This is a genomic window from Gemmiger formicilis (assembly GCF_016900095.1).
Lineage (GTDB): Bacteria > Bacillota > Clostridia > Oscillospirales > Ruminococcaceae > Gemmiger > Gemmiger formicilis_A.
This window is the reverse complement of the sequence record NZ_JACJJP010000012.1, coordinates 33,203-51,359: the sequence shown is the minus strand read 5'-3', so window position 1 is coordinate 51,359 and position 18,157 is coordinate 33,203. Positions and strand designations below refer to the sequence as shown.

The 18,157-nt window shown below is 60.3% G+C and carries 19 protein-coding genes and 1 riboswitch; of the genes, 13 read left to right on the top strand and 6 right to left on the bottom strand.

Annotated features, from left to right (window positions below; all coding sequences use genetic code 11):
* Genes H6B15_RS07470 through H6B15_RS07460 form a run of 3 tightly spaced genes read left to right on the top strand, consistent with a single transcriptional unit; the run spans nucleotide 1 to nucleotide 3,738 of the window.
* Nucleotides 1-2,115, top strand: a complete 2,115-nt coding sequence (locus H6B15_RS07470) for a ComEC/Rec2 family competence protein (protein WP_204647373.1) — start codon at nucleotides 1-3, stop codon at nucleotides 2,113-2,115.
* Entirely contained in the window at nucleotides 2,102-3,142 is a 1,041-nt protein-coding gene (gene holA, locus H6B15_RS07465; protein WP_204647372.1) for a DNA polymerase III subunit delta, read from the top strand. Before H6B15_RS07470 ends, holA begins: the two co-directional genes overlap by 14 nt.
* Nucleotides 3,139-3,738 carry a toprim domain-containing protein gene (locus H6B15_RS07460; RefSeq protein ID WP_204647371.1) on the top strand — a complete coding sequence of 200 codons (600 nt, stop codon included), beginning with the start codon at nucleotides 3,139-3,141 and terminating at the stop codon, nucleotides 3,736-3,738. The genes holA and H6B15_RS07460 overlap by 4 nt, the downstream gene beginning before the upstream one ends.
* A gap of 67 nt (nucleotides 3,739-3,805) precedes the next feature.
* Here the strand turns inward: H6B15_RS07460 and H6B15_RS07455 are convergent, their stop codons facing one another.
* Nucleotides 3,806-5,719 (bottom strand): NAD(+) synthase, encoded by a 1,914-nt coding sequence (locus H6B15_RS07455; protein WP_204647408.1) that lies wholly within the window; start codon nucleotides 5,717-5,719, stop codon nucleotides 3,806-3,808.
* A gap of 177 nt (nucleotides 5,720-5,896) precedes the next feature.
* Here H6B15_RS07455 and H6B15_RS07450 point away from each other — a divergent pair, with 177 nt between their 5' ends.
* The 3 genes from H6B15_RS07450 to H6B15_RS07440 are packed head-to-tail and all read left to right on the top strand — an operon-like array spanning nucleotide 5,897 to nucleotide 7,601.
* The gene (locus H6B15_RS07450; protein ID WP_204647370.1) at nucleotides 5,897-6,100 is read left to right on the top strand and encodes a helix-turn-helix transcriptional regulator; all 204 of its coding nucleotides are present in this window, start codon (nucleotides 5,897-5,899) and stop codon (nucleotides 6,098-6,100) included.
* Nucleotides 6,097-6,597 carry a DUF6773 family protein gene (locus H6B15_RS07445; protein ID WP_204647369.1) on the top strand — a complete coding sequence of 167 codons (501 nt, stop codon included), beginning with the start codon at nucleotides 6,097-6,099 and terminating at the stop codon, nucleotides 6,595-6,597. Before H6B15_RS07450 ends, H6B15_RS07445 begins: the two co-directional genes overlap by 4 nt.
* A complete protein-coding gene (locus H6B15_RS07440; protein WP_204647368.1) occupies nucleotides 6,594-7,601 on the top strand; it encodes a CPBP family intramembrane glutamic endopeptidase in 1,008 nt (335 codons plus the stop codon). Before H6B15_RS07445 ends, H6B15_RS07440 begins: the two co-directional genes overlap by 4 nt.
* Nucleotides 7,602-7,676: 75 nt before the next feature.
* On the opposite strand, the gene H6B15_RS07435 is transcribed toward H6B15_RS07440, so the two are convergent.
* From H6B15_RS07435 to asd, 5 genes are all read right to left on the bottom strand, one after another.
* Entirely contained in the window at nucleotides 7,677-8,093 is a 417-nt protein-coding gene (locus tag H6B15_RS07435) for an ACT domain-containing protein (protein WP_243424323.1), read from the bottom strand.
* Between the two features lie 83 nt (nucleotides 8,094-8,176).
* Nucleotides 8,177-9,409, bottom strand: a complete 1,233-nt coding sequence (locus tag H6B15_RS07430; RefSeq protein WP_204647366.1) for a CapA family protein — start codon at nucleotides 9,407-9,409, stop codon at nucleotides 8,177-8,179.
* Nucleotides 9,400-10,173, bottom strand: a complete 774-nt coding sequence (gene dapB / locus H6B15_RS07425; protein ID WP_204647365.1) for a 4-hydroxy-tetrahydrodipicolinate reductase — start codon at nucleotides 10,171-10,173, stop codon at nucleotides 9,400-9,402. The genes H6B15_RS07430 and dapB overlap by 10 nt, the downstream gene beginning before the upstream one ends.
* A 98-nt stretch (nucleotides 10,174-10,271) precedes the next feature.
* Nucleotides 10,272-11,165, bottom strand: a complete 894-nt coding sequence (gene dapA / locus H6B15_RS07420) for a 4-hydroxy-tetrahydrodipicolinate synthase (protein ID WP_204647364.1) — start codon at nucleotides 11,163-11,165, stop codon at nucleotides 10,272-10,274.
* A 42-nt stretch (nucleotides 11,166-11,207) separates the two neighbouring features.
* Entirely contained in the window at nucleotides 11,208-12,284 is a 1,077-nt protein-coding gene (asd, locus tag H6B15_RS07415; RefSeq protein ID WP_204647363.1) for an aspartate-semialdehyde dehydrogenase, read from the bottom strand.
* 168 nt (nucleotides 12,285-12,452) lie between these two features.
* Nucleotides 12,453-12,626: riboswitch (Lysine riboswitch) on the bottom strand.
* Between the two features lie 81 nt (nucleotides 12,627-12,707).
* Between asd and queA the strand changes: the two genes are divergently transcribed.
* From queA to H6B15_RS07380, 7 genes are all read left to right on the top strand, one after another.
* Nucleotides 12,708-13,736 carry a tRNA preQ1(34) S-adenosylmethionine ribosyltransferase-isomerase QueA gene (gene queA, locus H6B15_RS07410; RefSeq protein ID WP_204647362.1) on the top strand — a complete coding sequence of 343 codons (1,029 nt, stop codon included), beginning with the start codon at nucleotides 12,708-12,710 and terminating at the stop codon, nucleotides 13,734-13,736.
* 12 nt (nucleotides 13,737-13,748) lie between these two features.
* Nucleotides 13,749-14,513, top strand: a complete 765-nt coding sequence (locus H6B15_RS07405) for a sialate O-acetylesterase (protein ID WP_204647361.1) — start codon at nucleotides 13,749-13,751, stop codon at nucleotides 14,511-14,513.
* 84 nt (nucleotides 14,514-14,597) lie between these two features.
* Nucleotides 14,598-15,083 (top strand): GNAT family N-acetyltransferase, encoded by a 486-nt coding sequence (locus H6B15_RS07400; protein WP_204647360.1) that lies wholly within the window; start codon nucleotides 14,598-14,600, stop codon nucleotides 15,081-15,083.
* A 17-nt stretch (nucleotides 15,084-15,100) separates the two neighbouring features.
* Nucleotides 15,101-15,646 (top strand): phosphodiesterase, encoded by a 546-nt coding sequence (gene yfcE / locus H6B15_RS07395; RefSeq protein WP_204647359.1) that lies wholly within the window; start codon nucleotides 15,101-15,103, stop codon nucleotides 15,644-15,646.
* A gap of 169 nt (nucleotides 15,647-15,815) precedes the next feature.
* On the top strand, nucleotides 15,816-16,001 hold the full coding sequence (locus tag H6B15_RS07390; protein ID WP_204647358.1) for a DUF3873 family protein: 186 nt from the start codon (nucleotides 15,816-15,818) through the stop codon (nucleotides 15,999-16,001).
* A 167-nt stretch (nucleotides 16,002-16,168) separates the two neighbouring features.
* Nucleotides 16,169-17,083: a transglutaminase-like domain-containing protein gene (locus H6B15_RS07385; protein WP_204647357.1), complete on the top strand. Its 915-nt coding sequence runs from the start codon at nucleotides 16,169-16,171 to the stop codon at nucleotides 17,081-17,083.
* Between the two features lie 15 nt (nucleotides 17,084-17,098).
* Nucleotides 17,099-18,148, top strand: a complete 1,050-nt coding sequence (locus tag H6B15_RS07380; RefSeq protein WP_204647356.1) for a type II secretion system F family protein — start codon at nucleotides 17,099-17,101, stop codon at nucleotides 18,146-18,148.
* Nucleotides 18,149-18,157: the final 9 nt, after the last annotated feature.

Sequence of the window (18,157 nt, the reverse complement as noted above, 5' to 3'; positions counted from 1 at the left end):
ATGACACGCAAGCTGGCTGGCTTTGGTTTTGCCTTTGCAATGGCAGAGCTGGCCGCAGTGTGTCTGCCGCCGTTGGCTGTGCTGCCGACGGCGGCTTTTGTGGTTTTGATCCTGTTGTTTTGTGCGTTGCGCAAACATTCGTTCCGGCCGGCTGCCGCCCCGGTTCTCGCCGGGGTGATGAGTGGTCTGCTCTGGGCCTTCGGGTTCGGCATGTTGGTGGTCGAGCCCCAGCTTCGCCTGGCCGGGCAGACGGTAACCGCCCGGGCGGTGGTGATGACGGATGCCGAAGCCTCCTACCAGGACGGCAGCCTGCGGGGCACTCTGCATCTGGTGCAGATGAACGGACGGGATTGCAACATCAAGGTCAACTGCAGTGCCTTTCCCGCAGCGGAACCGGGGGACCGGTTTGAGGCCACCTTCACCCTGCAGGCCATCTCTTCGGACCGGTACCGGCAAAGTCATTACGCCGACGGCGTTTATCTGGAAGCAGAGTACACCGGCGGATATGCTCCGCTGGAACCGTCCGGTTCCTGGATCTTTGGATTGTACCGCTTGCGTCAACGCCTTTCCCGCGCCTTGTGCGTCTGGATGCCTGCGGAACTGGGCGGCATCGAGGCCGCCATGCTCCTGGGCGACAAAAGCCGCCTGACCCAGACGGTGGAGGATGCCTTCCGCGCCGCCGGTGTTTCCCACCTGCTGGCCATTTCGGGACTGCATCTTTCGCTTTTGTGCGGCATCCTCGCCGCAGGCGGCAGAAAATGGCGCTTCTTCAGACCCTATCTGGCGGTGCAGGCGTTGATGACCGTGTTTTATATGGCGCTGACCGGATTCCCCGTGTCGGTGCTGCGCGCCGGAATCATCTACCTGATTGCGCTGCTGGGCTATGCACTGCTGCAGCCACCGGACCTTCTGAATTCCCTGGGCCTGGCGGCGGTGCTCATCAGTCTGCCCAATGCCTGGGCCCCTTGTGACATCGGCTTTCAGCTTTCCTTCTGCGGTGTGCTGGGGGTACAGCTCAGCGGCCGGCTGGGAGAGTGGCAGCGGCAAAGATTGTTGCCGGAAGGGGAGGACGATGCCCGGACGTGGCGTTACCGCGTTATGGAAAGGGCTCTGCGCATATTGGAGGCGGTGGAGACGGCTGCCGTGGCTTCTCTGGCCACCCTGCCGGTGCTGATGGTCCACGGCCTTTCGGCCAGCGGTGCCGCCATCCCGGCAAACCTTCTTACCGTCTGGATGCTGCGCCCGGCGCTCATTCTGGGACTTCTGGTATTGGTGGCTGCCGCCTTGCCCTGGCTGGGGCCGCTGCATCATCTGCTGAGCCTGGCACTTTCCGTCTGGCTGTCCTGGCAGTACGCATTGGTCCGTTGGTGTACCGACCTGCCGGGCGCAAGACTGTATCTGCCCCGGCGGTACGCCCTGCTTATCTGGTGTGTACTGGCCGGTCTGGGGCTCGTGTTCTGGGCAAAACGGCGGATGCTGTGGTACATACCGGCTGCTGTGACCTGCCTGGGGCTGGCCATCGTTTTGGGGGTGACCATGCAGGCGGGCGTTCTTCGCGTTCTGATGGTGGGCACCGCCGGCAATGCCTGCACCGTGCTGATCCGGGATGGACAGGCGGTGGTTCTGTTCCGAGGCGGGGCCGCCAATCTGAACGCGGTGTGGGAATGTCTGGCAGAGAACGGTGCCCCCGCCTGGACGGCTGTGATCGACCTTCGGCAGGAAAAACAGACGCTGGATTTTTCCGAAGCATCCATGGTGGTGGAGCTCTCCCGGCTGCAGGGGCAGAGCTGTACGGTTTGCCTGGCCGACGGGATAACCGCAGATTGTTACGGATCGTCGGACGGTACCCTCTGTGTGGTGCAGGTGGATGCCTTCCGCCTGGCGGCGGCTGCCGGCCAGCCAGACTTGCCTGCGCCGGTTTACGTGGACCTGCTCTGCGCGGCGGGAAGCCTGCCGGATTGTGTGTCGGCCGATATCATTATGGTAAATACCGTATCTCCCCGCTGGCTGGAAAAAGCCGAAACGGTTGTCTTCGGGGGAGAAGAACCCGCTGCGGCGATCCGCCCGGGAAAAAGTATTGTATTGGAGGAGGGCAAGGCAGTTGCTGTACAGTGAAAACGAGCTGAAAAAACAGCTGAAAGCCGGGTGCTCGGTTTTTTATTTCTACGCCGGAGACGAAGCCCTGGTGCGCAGTGCCGCCGCCAAGGTGGAAAAGGCACTTTCGGAAGATGACCCCGAAACTACGGTGCTGGACGGTCCCACGCCCAGCGTGGAGGAGATTGTGCTTGCTGCCGGGACCATCTCCTTTTTCGGCGGGCGGCGTCTGGTCCTGATGCCCCTGGTCCGGCCGTCCGCTTACTCGGACAAGGATTTGCAGGAGTTCTGCGATACCCTGGCCGATACCGAAAATGCCGTGTTCGTACTGACCAGCGTCATGGAAGAAAAATACGGCAAGCTGCGTCCCGGCAAGCGGGAGCAAAAGCTGATTTCCGCCTGCGAAAAGATCGGCTACTGTGTGCAGATCGCCAAGCCCAACCGTGCGGCCCTGCAGGAAATGGCCCGTTCCTGGGCGGAAGAAACGGGAGCCCGGTTTGCCCCCGGTGCCGAAGGCATGCTCCTGGATCGCTGCGGGGAAGACCAGTTCCTTTTGCACAGCGAGATCGACAAGCTGGCGGCCCTGGCCAATTACGGCACCATCACCACCGAGATGATCCAGCAGCTGGGCACCGTCACTCTGGACGCCGACACCTTCGATATGGTCAAACTGGTGGCGGCGGGGCGAACCCGCCAGGCTCTGGAAAAACTGCAGACCCTGTTGGAACTGCAAAACGACCCGGTGTTGATCACCGGCGCGCTCATCGGCAACTATCTGGATGTGTACCGGGCCTTCCTCACCCGCAAGAGCCGCCGTCAGCTCAGCGATATGGCCAAGGACTTCAGCTATACCGGCAAATGGAACTACCGGTTGGGCAACGCGGAGCAGACCGCCATGCGCTACGACCGCACCCGGCTGGAACAGAGCCTGCGGGTGCTGCAAAAGCTGGATACCGATCTGAAGGGAAGCCGCCTGCCGCCGGACCTTTTGCTGCAAAAGGCCCTGTGCGAGCTGGGGCTGTACAGCAGTTCCGGGAGGCGCGCATGAAACTGACCATTCGTCCCGCCGTGATTGTGGAGGGCCGCTATGACGCCGCCCGGCTGGCCAATCTGGTGGATACCATGATCCTGACCACCGACGGGTTTGCCATCTTCAAGGACAAAGCCCGGCAGAATCTGTTCAAGCAGACGGCTCGCGCCCGGGGCCTTGTCATCCTCACCGATTCGGACGCCGCCGGATTCAAGATCCGGCATTTTGTCACCAATCTGGTGGGGGCGGCCTATGTGCGGCAGGCCTATGTGCCCGCCATCGCGGGCAAGGAGAGCCGCAAGGCGGAGCCCGGCAAGGAGGGGCTTTTGGGGGTGGAAGGCGTTCGGGATGAACTGATCCTGCAGGGATTGCAGACGGCTCTGGCCTCGGTGCCCGATTCCCCCCAAGGCGTGCCGGAAAATCCCCGGCCCATCACCTACACGGATTTGTATGAGTGGGGCATTTCCGGCACGGCCAACAGTGCCGACCGCCGCCGTGCCCTGCTTTCCCGCCTGGGATTGCCGCCCCGCCTGAGCAAAAAAGAGCTGCTTTCGGTGCTCAATACCCTGTATACCTACGAAAGCCTCGACGCGGATTTGCGCCGGATGCCATAAAAATACGCCCCCGGGTGGGTCGGTGCAAACCGACCGCATCGGGGGGCAATTTTGTTTGTGGGAAACATTATTGCAGGGTTTCCAGTTCCCGCATCCACAGGGTGTTGCAGGCGTCGCTGGGCATGCGCCAGTCGCCGCGGGGGGACAGCGTCACCGAACCCACCTTGGGGCCGTCGGGCAGGCAGCTGCGCTTGAACTGCTGTGCAAAGAACCGACGGTAGAAGTTCCTCAGCCAGTACAGCAGTACGTCGGCGGTGTATTTTCCGCCAAAGGCCGCCTGGGCAATGTGATAAATCTTGGCGGGTCCGAAGCCACAGCGCAGCACGTAGTACAGGTAGAAGTCGTGCAGCTCATAGGGGCCTACCAGCTTTTCGGTCTGCTGGGCGATGGTGCCATCCTCGGCGGCGGGCAGCAGTTCGGGGCTGACCGGAGTGTCCAGAATATCCAGCAGCACATCCCGCAGTTCCTCGCTGGTGCAGGTGTCGGCCACATATCGCACAATGTGCCGTACCAGGGTCTTGGGAATGCCGGCGTTCACGCCGTACATGCTCATGTGGTCGCCGTTGTAGGTGGCCCAGCCCAGGGCCAGCTCGCTCAGGTCGCCGGTGCCGATGACAAACCCGCCGTTCTTGTTGGCGTAATCCATCAGTTCCAAAGTACGTACCCGGGCCTGGCAGTTTTCATAGGTTACGTCGTAGGTCTTGTCATCCTGGCCGATGTCCGCAAAATGGCTTTGCACCGTGTTGGTGATGTTGATCTCCCGGAACTGCACACCCAGGGCATCGCACAGGATTTCGGCGTTGGAGCGGGTGCGCTTGGTGGTGCCGAAACAGGGCATGGTGATGGCCACAATGTCCTGGGGGCTGCGGCCCAGCACCTTGCAGGCCCGCACGGCAGCCAACAGGGCCAGGCAGGAATCCAGCCCGCCCGAAATGCCGATGACCCCGCAGGCGGCATGGGTGTGTTCCATACGCTTGGCCAAGCCTTCCGCCTGGATGCGCAGAATCAGTTCGCAGCGCTCGCTGCGGGCGTCAGTGGTGTCCGGCACAAAGGGGGTGGGGGAGAAGGTGCGGCTCAAAGGTGTTTCGGTTACGGTCAGATCAAAGGGGACGGTGGTATATCCTGCATCCTCCGGCTCAAAGGTGGTGTTGCGCAGCCGCTCCTGGCGCATGCGTCCCACATCAATCTCGGTCATGGCCTTGCCGGTGCCGAACGGTTCGGTCTGGGCCAGCAAGGTGCCGTTTTCCGCAATCAGGTTGTGGGCGGCAAAGGTCATGTCTGTGGTGCTTTCCCCATGGCCCGCGTCGGCGTACAGATACCCGCAGAGCAGCCGGGCACTCTGCCCGCAGACCAGTTCCTGGCGGTAGGCCGCTTTGCCCACCGTCTCATCGCTGGCCGAAAGGTTGGCGATCACCGTGGCCCCGGCCAGGGCATGGCGGCAGCTGGGCGGTACCGGTGCCCACAGGTCTTCGCATACCTCAATGCCCAGCACAAAGTCCGGCATCTGACGGCAGGTAAACAGCAAATCGGTACCAAAAGGCACTTCCTGCCCAGCAAGACAGACGGTGCGCGCCGCCCGGGGCCCCGGCACAAAGTGACGCTTCTCATAGAATTCGGCATAGTTGGGCAGGTGCGTTTTGGGGACAAGTCCCAGCAGACGCCCGCCGCAGACCACAGCGGCACAGTTGTACAGCTTGCCGCCCAGCTGCACCGGCAATCCCACCAGAACCACCAGATTCAGCCCGCAGCTGGCTTCCAGAATCTGTTTCAGGGCAGTTTCGGCGCCTTCATACAAGGTTTGCTGTAAAAACAGATCGCTGCAGGTATAGCCGGTCAGGCACAGTTCCGGCAGGCAAAGAAGTCGCACGCCGTCCGCTTCGGCCTGCTGCATGGCTGCAATCACAGCCCGGGCATTATATTCGCAGTCGGCAACCCGCAAGGCCGGGCTGACCGCCGCGCAACGGAGAAATCCATATTGCATCTGCATTCATTCCTTTGAAGAGTCTTTGTCTGTATGATACCACACAGGGCATGGCTGTGCAACGCAAACCCAGATTACACCCGACAAAAAGTAAAATATAATTGACAAAATGTAAGACGGATGTTATACTGGCCTCAGAAAGAAAAACGGCCAGTGGCAGGAAGGATGTGGGAGCCCATGGCCAAAAATCTGAAATTGAAAGCGGCCCGGGCGGAAAAAGACATGACCCAGGCACAGCTGGCGCAGGCGGTGGGAGCCACACGGCAGACCATCAACGCCATCGAAAAAGGGGAGTATAATCCCACCATCCGGCTGTGCCGGGCCATATGCCGGGTGCTGGGCAAAACGCTGGACGAACTGTTCTGGGAGGAAGAAGAATGAAAAATCCGTTTCATATACAGAACAAGCTGGATGAAATGCAGACCCAGAAGATGCTGACCATCAACAACCGGGGATTCTGGGGAACCTGGACAGCCCTTCTCATTGCCATTGCGGTGCAGGCGGCGGCAGATGTGCCGCCGGAACAGTACATGGCGGAATGGATCATCTTCATGCTCATGTGCGCCTATAGCCTGATCGAGTATCTGCGCAACGGCATCTGGACGACCTTTGATGCGCATCCCACGGCAAAGACCAATGTCATGTGGTCCGCGTTGGGAGGAGCAGGCGTAACGGTATTCTACCTGGTGCGCAACAGCCGCCAGGACTGGTGGCAATGGAGTTATTGGCCCGGGTCGGCTCTCGGCGGGGTGTTCACCTTTGCCCTGATATTCGGCGCTCTGCAAGCCAGTTCTTGGTTGTATTACAAACGCCGCGGTGCTCTGGACCATGAAACGGAGGACCCGGACAATACCGAAGAGGAGGAGACAAAATCATGAACAACCAACCCAAAGCGTATACCGGAAAAGAATTGCTGTTCTTTTTCCTGATTGCATTCGGCATACCCTATCTTATGGGCATACCGTTGGGAATCTGCCAGCGCAATGGCTGGGGGACGGATGCCTTTCCCAACGCCCAGATGTTTTATCCCGCGGCGGGAGCCATGGTGGCATTGCTGGTAACCCGGCGGGGGAAACCGGGGCTTACCCGTCGGTTTTACGGGCTGTTTCTCGTGTTGACCCTGGTGATGGTGGGCTGCTGTATCGGCGCGGTGGCGGCCCCTGCCATGGACTGGACAACAGTCTGCAATGCTGTCATTGTCATCGGCTGTATTCCGGCCTGGATCTTCCTGATGACCGAAAAAAAGCAGACCCGCCAATCCAGCGGGCTTTGCTGGCATGGCGGCTTTAAGGCACTTTTGTATGTGCTGTTGTTCATTCTATTGCGTACCGTGTCGGTGTTTTTGTCCGTGCTGCCTTCCGGCCAGATGGGGGAATACCTGGCGTACTGGGCAACCCCCGCACCGTGGATTCTGCTGGTGGTGCTGATCCCCAACTTCTTCCTCAGCTTCACCGCTTTCTTTGGGGAAGAATACGGCTGGCGCTATTACCTGCAGCCCCGGCTGCAGCAAAAGTTCGGCCCGCGGCTGGGGGTACTGGTGCTGGGCGTGGCCTGGGGGCTCTGGCATCTGCCGCTGAACCTTTTCTATTACAGCCCCGAAACTTCCCTGCAAAGTCTGGTGAGCCAGCTCATCGTCTGTGTCACCCTGGGGGTGTTCTTCGCCTGGGCCTACCTCAAAACCGACAACATATGGGTGCCGGTGCTGCTGCACTACTTCAATAACAACCTCATTGTGGTGTATAACGGTTCCGCGCAGATCAGCAACCAGGTGATTGCCTGGTCGGATGTGCTCATCGCCCTGGTTCTGTATGTGGTCCTGTACATGCCGGTGTTTGCTTCCAAGGTGTTCACCCGCAGCCAAGAGCCGGAAATCCAATCCTGAATCACAAAAGCCCTGCCGGGTCAGTTGTGGCAAACCACAACACCCGGCAGGGCTTTTTACATTGAAAAAGATTGCTTACAGGGCAAAGGCCTTGCGCAGCGCATCCAGGGCCACATCCTCATCCTGCTGGCGAACCAGCAACGAGATGTCCAGGTCGCTGGTGGTGATCAGCACCACTTCCACGCTGACCTGGGCCAGGGCCTGCAAAGCGCGGGCAGCCACGCCACAGCTGGTGACCATCTCTTCGCCAAAGAGGTTGATCTTGCTGTATCCGCCGGAAATCAGGGGCGGTTTGCTCTTGACCGCATCGGGCAGAGCCACCATCACGGCGGTGAAATTGTCGTAACTGGTGGTAAAGCTGAAATCCACCTCGCTGCCCCGGGGGGCGCTCTGGCAGATCATGTCCACGACAATGCCGGCCTTGGCAAACACATCCAGGTGTTCGGCCAGGCTTTGGGCACTGTACTGTGCCCCGGGAAAGGTGGTGAGCATGATGTTTTGCTCACTGCTGATCTTGCTTACGCCATACATGGTTCCTCAGATCCTTTCTGCAATGCGGGTCAGGGAAAACCCGTTTACTCCAAAACCAAAAATTCAGGGTCGATGCTGCTTTCCAGCACCTGCTGTATGTAGGACCGGTCCAGGGTGAAATTGCCGTGGGCCGCTCCCAGCTCGTCGGTGTAGTCCCGGTACAGGTAAACCCGGATATCCGCATATCCGTTTTCGTACTGGGTCACGGTGGGAATCAGCCGGGGATTTTGTACCGTCACGCTGCTGCTTCCGTCCGGTTGGATGGTCTTTTCAAACTCCACACTCAGGATTGCACCGATCATGTTGTCCGGTTCCGACTGAGCGCTGATGAAATTTCCCAGGGAATAAGCCACGAACACCTGGCGCCCGTCCTGGGCCGTCAGCCATTGGGCGGTCTGGGTCACATGGGGATGGGTGCCGATGATCAGGTCCGCTCCCTGGTCGGCCAGCCACTGGGCAGTCTGCCGTTGGCCGTCGGTCACCTCGTGGCTGCCCTCCACACCCCAGTGGCAGCTGACCACCAGCACATCGCAGTTGGGGCGCATCTGCGCCATCTGGGCGGAGACGGTTTCGGTGTCATCCAGATACACCACTCCATGTTCGGCGTCGGCCGGGGTGGGGATACCGTTGGTGTACTCGGTGTAGGAAAGATAGCCGATGGTGATTCCATTGACCGTCTGGTAGCTCAGCCCGTCGGATTCGGCGGCCGCTTCCTCGGTCAGGGGATAGAACCCGGCGGTCACCACGTCCTCCGGCAGGGAAGCCCAGTGCGCCAGGGAAGATTCGATGCCCTGGGAACCCTTGTCGTAGCTGTGGTTGTTGGACATGCTGAACACCCGGAAGCCGATGTCGTACAGCGCATCGGAGATGCCGGTGGGGGTGGAGAACATGGGGTACCCGGAAGGTTCAAAGGCGTCGTTGACCAGAGTTTCCTGGTTAAGCCAGTTCACATCGTATCCGGCGTAAAAATCCCGCAGATTCTCATAGGCAAAGGTGAAATCATACCCCTCTTTGCCTTCCTCCTGGGCCCGGCGGCGCGCCTGGTTGTACAGCCCTTCATGGATCAGGTTGTCTCCGCTGGCCGAAAACCGGACGGTCTGTACGGTGGGAGTGGGTTCTGGCGTGGGCGTCGGCTCCGGGGTAGGCAAGACTTCCTCCGCCGGTGCCTGGGCACCCTGTGTGCCCAGGGTATCCGAGGCCCCGCCGCCGCAACCGGCCAGAGAAACCGTCAGGGCGGCCAGCAAACCAACGGCGATGGCAACCTTTTTTATACGCATGACAGTTTCCCTTGCAGCATGTCGCTCATGGTGTAGTAGCCGGGGACGCGGCCGTTCAGGAACAGCGCTGCCTGGATGGCTCCGTCCGCAAATACGCCGCGACTCTGGGCCACATGGCTCAGGGTCACAACCTCCTCAGCACCGCAGAACAGCACGTCGTGGTCACCCACAATGCCGCCGCCGCGCACCGAGCTGATGCCCAGCTCCTGGGCGCCGCGCTTCTGCCGCACGTCGTGGCGGTCGTACACATACTCATACTTGCCGCCGGCCTGGGCGTTGATGGCGTCGGCGATCATCAGGGCGGTACCGCTGGGAGCGTCCAGCTTGTTGTGGTGGTGCTTCTCCACAATCTCAATGTCGAACTCGCCGTCAAAGAGGGTCACGGCCCGCTTGCACAGCTCAATGAGCACGTTGATGCCCACCGACATGTTGGCACTGCGGAAGATGGCCACCTTCTCGCTGGCGGTTTCCAGGCGGGCTTCCTCCTCCTTGCTCAGGCCGGTGGAGCAGATGACGCAGGGAATACCGTTGGCGGCGCCGTACTCGGCGGCGGCCACCGCCCCGGCGGGGGAGGTGAAATCAATCAGAACCCCCTTGGTTCCGGCGGGCAGGTCGTTCACCGAAGCATATACGGGGATGCCGTTCACATCCCCGGCCTTCTGGTCCACACCGGCCACCACACGGCAGTCATCACGGGCGGCAATTTTTTCCAGCAGCGCGTGGCCCATGCGGCCACCGATGCCCTGAATGATCAGATCGGTCATTGGTAAATCCACTTCCTTTTTCTTTGTTGCAAAAAGACACACAGGGCCCGCGGCGGCCCGCCTGTACGGCGGAACACGACGGGCCCTGTGGCTCAGATTCAGTCTTTCAGAAGACCGTAATTTTTCATGGCGGTTTCCAGGCGCTGCTGTACGGCCTCATCGGGCGGGCACAGCGGCAGACGCAAAGGGCCGGCGGCCCAGCCCAGGCGGTTCATGGCCCACTTGACCGGGATGGGGTTCACATCAGCAAACAGGGCATGGCACAATTCCAGGGCTTCCAGCTGCAGGCGCAGACTTTCGGCGGGCTTTCCGTCAAACCAAGCCTGGCAGATATCGTGGGCCTGGCGGGGGGCTACGTTGGAAAGCACGCTGATGACACCCTTGCCGCCCAACGACAGGATGGGCACAATCTGGTCATCGTTGCCGGAATAGATGTTCAGATCCTCTCCGCACAGGGCAGCCACTTCCGCCACCTGGGAGATGTTGCCGCTGGCTTCCTTCACCGCGTTGATGTTGGGAATCTTGGCCAGCTTTGCCAGGGTGGCAGGCTGGATGTTGCATCCGGTGCGGGAAGGCACGTTGTACAGAATGCAGGGCAGGGACACCGAGTTGGCAATGGCGGTGAAATGAGCCACCAGCCCGGCCTGGCTGGCTTTGTTGTAGTAAGGGGTCACCAGCAGCAGACCGTCCACACCGGCTTTTTCAGCTTCATGGGACAGGTTGATGGCGTAGTCGGTATGGTTGGAACCGGTGCCCGCCACCACCGGAATGCGGTGGGCGGTGTGCTCCACGGCGTAGCGGATGCAGGCCACATGTTCCTCATGGGTCAGGGTGGCGGATTCGCCGGTGGTGCCGCAGATGATAATGGCGTCGGTGCCGTTGTCGATCTGGTGGTCGATAATCCGGCCCAGTTCGTCAAAGTTGACCGTGCCGTCCTGGTTCATGGGGGTGATGATGGCCACGCCGGCGCCGGTAAAAATGGGCTTCTTCATAGGGGATTCTCCTTCTTGATCACAAAAGGCAGGGAACAAAAATCAGTCCAGGTAGCCCTTGGCGGCCAGCAGTTCGGCCAGCAGCACGGCGCCGCCCGCCGCACCGCGCAGGGTGTTGTGGGAAAGGCAAACAAACTTATAATCGTACTGGGTGTCCTCCCGCAGACGGCCGATGCTCACCGCCATGCCGTTTTCCAGCATGCGGTCCAGCTTGGGCTGGGGACGGTCGTTCTGTTCAAAGTAATGCAGGAACTGTTTGGGCGCGCTGGGCAGGTTCAGATCCTGGGCGGCGCCGTGGAACCCGGCCCAGGCGGAAAGGATTTCCTCCTTGGTGGGCTTGTGCTCAAAGCTCACGAACACCGCGCCCACATGACCGTCGGAAACGGGCACGCGCAGGCACTGGGCCGTGAAGGAAGGACCGTCGGCGGACACAATGCGGTCGCCCTCAATATGGCCCCACAGCTTCAGGGGTTCCTGCTCGCTCTTTTCTTCCTCGCCGCCGATGTAGGGGATGACATTGTCCAGGATATCCGGGAAGGTTTCGAAGGTCTTGCCGGCACCGGAGATCGCCTGGTAGGTGCAGACCAGGCACTTGGTGATGCCGTAGCCGCGCAGAGGATGCAAAGCAGGCACGTAGCTCTGCAGGCTGCAGTTGCTCTTGACGGCGATAAAGCCGCGCTTGGTGCCCAGGCGCTTGCGCTGGGCGGGGATGATCTCGATGTGTTCGGCGTTGATTTCGGGCACCACCATGGGCACATCCGGGGTGAAGCGATGGGCGCTGTTGTTGGAGACAACGGGGCATTCGGCCTTGGCGTACGCCTCTTCCAGCGCCTTGATCTCTTCCTTCTTCATGTTCACGGCGCAGAACACAAAATCGACCTTGGAGGCTACGGCCTGCACGTCGGCGGCGTCCATCACCACCATACCCTTCACGCTGTCCGGCATGGGGGTCTGCATGGCCCAGCGGCTGCCCACGGCCTCTTCATAGGTCTTGCCGGCCGAGCGGGCGGAAGCCGCCAGGGCGGTGATGTGGAACCAGGGGTGCTGGGCCAGCAGGGTAACAAACCGCTGCCCGACCATGCCGGTCGCGCCCACAACGCCAACTTTGTACTGTTTCATCTTCGAAAAACCTTCCTTTCGTGCTGTGCCCCGCATACAATCCATCTTATGCGGCACATCCGGCAGAGGTGCTCTCCGCCTTGGTTTGTCTGCGGCTTCCCATCACCCGAAGGCAATAAAAAAACCGGCTTGAAAACCGGCACAAAATGCAATATAATGATACATTGCATACAACACAGCGCAACATACCTTTCGGCATGACAGTTCCGTCCCTGTTCGGCGGCGGACCCAGGTCGATGCGTGCCGTGCATCGCCTTCGGCGAGAAACCCTTTCTCCGCGGCCGCTGCCTGGCTGGCCGAAAACCTGCGGATACTGATGTTGCCCGCGCCTCTGTGTTCCCGGCGGTGGAATGTATGCCCGCCGCCATGTGTTCATAATAGCATTGCCGCCCCTGATTGTCAACGTAAAAAGGATGCAAAACTATGCTGAAAAAAGACTTTTGGTATGATCTTCCCAAAGAGCTGATCGCCCAGGAACCCGCCGACCCGCGGGACAGTGCCCGCCTGATGGTCCTCAACCGTGCCGACGATTCCATCAAGCATGAAATCTTCCGTGATTTGCCCGACCATCTGAACGCCGGGGATGTGCTGGTCCTCAACAATTCCAAGGTGCTGCCTGCCCGCCTGATCGGCGACAAGGTCCCCACCGGTGCGGTGTGCGAAGTGTTGCTGCTGCGCCAGGCCAAAGGGGATACCTGGGAATGTCTGGCCCGTCCGGGGCGCCGCATGCAGGCAGGTACCAAGCTGCGCTTCGGCGACGGCAGCCTGACCGCCGTGGTGGATGAGACCCTGCCCGACGGCAACAAGCTGGTGACCTTTACCTATGATACCCAGACGCTGTACGAAAAATTGGACGAGTTCGGCAAAATGCCCCTGCCGCCTTATATTACCAAGCAACTGGAGGACCAGAGCCAGTACCAGACCGTCTACGCCAAGGAGCTGGGCAGCGCTGCTGCCCCTACTGCGGGGCTGCACTTTACCCCGGAACTGCTCAAAACCATCCAGGACAAGGGCGTCAAGATCGTGGAAGTGACCCTGCACGTGGGCCTGGGCACCTTCCGCCCGGTGAACGAGGAATCCATTGAGGACCACCACATGCACACCGAGTGGTATTGTGTGGACGAAGCTGCTGCGGCCGCCATCAACGAAGCCCGCGCCAACGGGCACCGGGTGGTGGCGGTGGGCACCACCAGCTGCCGCACCCTGGAAGCCGTCTGGGCCCGCTATGGCAGGATTGTGCCCTGCAGCGGCAGCACCGATATCTTCCTGTATCCCGGCGTGGAGCTGCATGCCATCGATGCTCTGGTCACCAACTTCCATCTGCCTGAAAGCACCCTGATCATGCTCATTGCGGCCTTCTACGGTTACGAAAAGACCATGGCAGCCTACAAGGTGGCTGTGGAACAGAAGTATCGTTTCTTCTCCTTCGGGGACGCGATGCTCATTGAGTGAGGGGGCATTTTCATGACGGATCTGATCCTGTTTGCCGGGCAGTCCAACATGGCGGGCCGGGGCGAAGCCGACCAGGCTCAGCTCTGCCCGGAAACGGCGGGGCTGGAATACCGCGCCGTGACCGCACCGGACCGGCTGGTTCCCATCCGGGAACCATTTGGCCGGCAGGAAAACCGGGAAGGCGGCATCCATGACCACGATATGAAAACCGGCAGCCTGGTCTCTGCTTTTGTCAATGCCTACGCCGGAGCTTCCGGCCGTCAGGTGGTGGCGGTGTCCGCCTCCCAGGGCGGTACTTCCACCGCCCAGTGGCTGGACACTCTGGCCGCCGATGCCGCCCGGCGTCTGGCGGACGCGCTGGAGTATCTGAAAAAGAAAAAGAGGACCCCGGCCCATGTGCTGGTGATCTGGTGCCAGGGAGAAACCGACGGTGACCACAATGTTTCCGGCCCGGAGTACAGGGAAAACTTTGCCCGCATCTGGGCCATGCTGCGTCAGGTCGGCGCCGAACAATGCGGCCTGATCCAGATTGGCCACTTCAACTATACCGCCTATGCAACTTCTCCGGATGGGACGGACGGCCGGGTGGCAGACACACAATACGGGGTGATCCGCCAGGCCCAGGAAGAACTGTGCCGGACCATGGCGGACGTTTCCCTCATCGGCAGTTTTGCGCCTTGCCTGGCGCTGATGAAGGATCAGTTCCACTATCACCAGGCCGCCTACGAGCAGGTAGGCCGTCAGGCCGGCGAAGCCATGGCTGCGCTGGTTCACTGAAAGAAAACCTTTGTCCCACAACCGAAGCGGTGACCCCGCCCCTGATTGTGGGACACTTTTGTAAACAAGGGGAGAGAAAGCAGAATGATGATACGAACCGCACAGGCCGGGGACCTGGATGCCGTTGCCGCCCTGGAAGCCGCCTGTTTTCCGCCGGCAGAAGCCGCCGGCCGGGATGCCCTGCAACAGCGCCTGGCCGTATTCGGACAGCATTTTCTGTTGCTGACCGAAGAGGACGGGACCCTGGTCGGGTTCATCAACGGTATGGTGACCGACCTGCCGGACCTGGAAGACCGCATGTACGACCAGGCCGGACTCCACAACGAAAAGGGAGCCTGGCAGATGATTTTCGGCCTGGATGTGCGGGAACAGGACCGCTGCCGCGGGTACGGTGGTCAGCTGATCAAGGCCATGACCGAGCACGCACAGCGGCAGGGCCGCAAGGGACTGGTGCTGACCTGCAAGGACTACCGCATTCCCTATTATGCCAAGTTCGGCTTTGCGGACGAGGGCTTCTGCGGGTCGGTGCACGGCGGCGTGCGCTGGCACCAGATGCGTCTGACTTTCTGAAAGGGGAGACCATATCCATGAAACTGATGATTGCCTCCGACATCCACGGTTCGGCCCGCTACTGCCGGGAAATGCTCCGCGCCATGGATGCCGAACAGCCCGACCGCCTGCTGCTTCTGGGGGATATTCTGTACCACGGTCCCCGCAACGCCCTTCCGGAGGAGTACGATCCCAAAGCGGTGGCAGCCATGCTCAACGCCCGGGCGCAGGACCTTCTCTGCGTGCGGGGCAACTGCGACACCGAGGTGGACCAGATGGTGCTGGAATTTCCGGTTCTGGCGGACTATTGCCTGCTGTATGCCGGAAACCGGTTGATCTTTGCCACTCATGGCCATCACTATCACCTGCAGAACCTTCCGGCCCTGCACGCGGGGGATGTTCTTCTGCATGGTCACACCCATGTGCCGGCATGGCAGACCTTCGGACAGGACAACCGCTATTTCAACCCCGGGTCGGTTTCCATCCCCAAGGAAAACTCCCACCACGGCTACATGATGCTGGAAGCGGACCGCGCAGTCTGGAAGGATCTGGCCGGGAATATTTTGCACACCGAAACCCTGTAAGCCCGCACAACGCAACAAAGATGCAAAGAAACGCCCGGGATTTTGCCGAACTGGCGCGTCGGAGCCCTCGGGGCCCAAAATCCATGGGAAAACTGCAGCCGTTGTGGTAAAATAGTCCACAGCGGCCAAAAACCGCCGATACAGCACAAAATGTATAGGGGGTTATCTTGTGGAGGTTGCCTATTTGGTACCCGGAGAGGAACGTTACAAAACCTTTTCCAACAAAAATGGCCAGCAGAAGATCGAGTATTCCTATCGTGCGGAGAGCGGAGAGCTGTTCAGCTGCGTGTCCAACTCGCTGCAGGAAGCATACGATTTGTGCGAGGATTGGCTGATGCGTCGTCACCGTGGCTGACAACCCCCGCAAGACCTTTTCAGATGCCAAAGCCGGCAACCTTCCGTTTTCGGAGCGTTGCCGGCTTCGTTTTTTGCCGAATGTTTCCGGTACTGCTTGAACAGAAGCCGGTTTTGGTCGTATAATACAAGAAATATGCGTATCGGTTGCAGAAAGGAGGTGGCTGCTTGACAAAACGGACAATCTGGATGCGGGTGCTGTGCCTGGGGCTGGCCCTGCTTCTGGCGGCTTGTTCTTCTCAGGCGGCCACCCAGGAGATTCCCGGTACCACCGGTGGAGGGTACACCGCCCCGCCCATGCAGACCAGTATTTTTGACGCACAGGCGGCCCAGGGTGTCGGTGGAGTGCAGATTGACACCTCCCACGTATCTCAGGGGTATGTGGCGGCCAGCGCCACCGGTGACAGCCGCCTGAAATTTCAGGTGATCTGCGGGGATGTAAAGTACAACTACGACCTGCCCAATGATGGCACACCCCAATGCTATGTGCTGCAAAGCGGCAGCGGTGCGTATACCTTCCGGGTAATGCAGAACACCACCGAGGACAAGTACGCGGAACTGTATTCCACCAGCGCCGATGTTCAGCTGGAAAGTGAGTTTGCCCCCTTCCTGCGGCCCAGCCAGATGGTCAGCTATACCGCCGATTCCCAATGTGTGGCCAAGGCGGCGGAGCTGGCCGCCCAGGCAAGCACGGCATCCGGTGTGGTGGCCAACATCTACGCCTACATTCAGAACAACATCAGGTATGATACCCAGAAGGCGGAAACGGTCCAGGCGGGATATCTGCCCGACCCGGACGAAACCCTGCAGACCGGCAAGGGAATCTGTTATGATTACGCCAGTCTGGCAGCCGCCATGCTGCGCAGCCAGGGCATTCCCACCAAGCTGATCACCGGGTATGTGCAGCCGGGGGACCTGTACCATGCCTGGAACATGATTTGGCTGGAAGAGACCGGCTGGATCACCGTCAAGATTGAAGCCCCGGCCAACAGCTGGGAGCGCATTGACCTGACTTTTGCTGCGGGTGCGTCGGCGGCCTATACCGGTGACGGCACCGGCTACACCGACCGTTTGACCTACTGAACAGGGAGGTACAAGATGGCAAACAAACAATTGGAAAGCCTGGCCATCAGCGTATTCTGCGAGAATATGGCCATGATGTTGGGCGCAGGTATCGGCGCCGAGGAAGCGGCCGGCCTTTTGGGAGAGGACAGCACCCAGGGCAGCTTTCACGATGCAGCCAAATCGGTGCAGAAGTTCCTGCTGCTGCAGGGAGGAACCCTCTCCGAGGCGGTTGCACAGAGCGGATATTTCCCTGCCTATGTGTCAGATATGATCCGGGTGGGGGAGAGCGCCGGGCGCATTGAGCAGACCCTGCGAAGCCTGGCCGGCTACTACGCCAGCCGCAGCCGTCTGGAAACCAAGCTCAAGAGCGCCGTGCTGTATCCGCTGGTCCTCCTGGTGCTCATGGCCGCCATCCTGGGCGTGCTGCTGGCCAAGGTTCTGCCGGTGTTTGCGGGGGTTTATACCAGCCTGGCCGGAGACCTGACCTCCTCTTCCTACGGGTACATCCGGGTGGCGTACGGCATCGGCTGGCTGGCGCTGGCCGTCACCGTGCTGGTGGCGCTGGTTCTGATTGCCGCCACGGTGGCATCCCGCACGTCCAAGGGTCTGGACACCCTCAAGAGGATGGCGGAACATCTGCCGGTACTTTCGGGCATTGCGCAGCAACTGTCCCTGGCCAATTTCACCGAAGTGCTGATGATCTATGTGGCCAGCGGCGTGGATGTGGATTCGGCCATGGAAGCCGCCGGCAAGATGGTGGATAACGAGACGGTGGCCCAAAAGGTGGATGCCTGCCGCCGGCAGATGAAGGAAAAAGGCGTGGGCCTGGCCACGGCGGTGTATGAACAAAAACTGTTTGAACCGCTGTACGGCCGGATGTTGGTTTCCGGGGCCCGCAGCGGCAGCCTGGAACCGGTGCTGGAACGCTTGACTGATTTGTTTTCCCAGGATGCCCGCATGCGCATTGACCGGGCGGTGGATCGGGTGGAACCGTTCATGTCGGCGTTTCTCACCGTGACCGTGGGTATTGCCTTGATCTCCACCATGCTGCCGCTCATCGGCATCCTTGGTTCCATCGGATAAGGGGGACAC